Below are 495 nucleotides of genomic sequence, written 5' to 3'. Positions count from 1 at the left end.
TTTTATAACTCAAGCTTCTTCGAATCGTACTTTTCTAGAGTTTGCTGCAATTCATTTTGTTCATATAGAATATGCTGATCTGTCTGTACATCTTCAACATTTGCTCCACCTGCTAATAATCTCCTGTACTTAAAAGAGTGCCCTGTTAATACTGTTGTAATCATTTTGTATCGCCCTCCTTTTGTTTGATTACTTGTATCATAAAACAGGTATCTGAAGTTGATATGTAGTCTATCTAGAGTGTATGTAAATTTAGAAAATCTCTAATAAAATGTTTGTATTGTAACTTTACCACCAAAACTATTGCTCCAAACACCATGATTTGAAGAGAAAGTCCCCCATGTTCTAGCCTCAATTCTTCCTACAGTTCTATATTCAGTAAAACTAGTTAATCCCTATAATATAAAAAGAGCACCACTTTTTGGATGCTCCTCGTTATAACTATATATTATTTAATTTCCTTCTTTTGCTGGTACCATTTTTCCTTCTTGAGAA

At 32.5% G+C, this 495-nt stretch carries 1 protein-coding gene; it reads right to left on the bottom strand.

Annotation, left to right across the window (positions count from 1 at the left end; all coding sequences use genetic code 11):
- Nucleotides 1-2: 2 nt before the first annotated feature.
- Nucleotides 3-164, bottom strand: a complete 162-nt coding sequence (locus MR113_RS27430) for a hypothetical protein (protein WP_242257489.1) — start codon at nt 162-164, stop codon at nt 3-5.
- Nucleotides 165-495 lie beyond the last annotated feature (331 nt).

It is taken from the genome of Bacillus cereus group sp. BfR-BA-01379, assembly GCF_022663605.1.
GTDB classification, from domain to species: domain Bacteria; phylum Bacillota; class Bacilli; order Bacillales; family Bacillaceae_G; genus Bacillus_A; species Bacillus_A mobilis.
The sequence above is the reverse complement of the archived record's forward strand: the minus strand, read 5'-3'. Positions and strand labels throughout refer to the sequence as shown.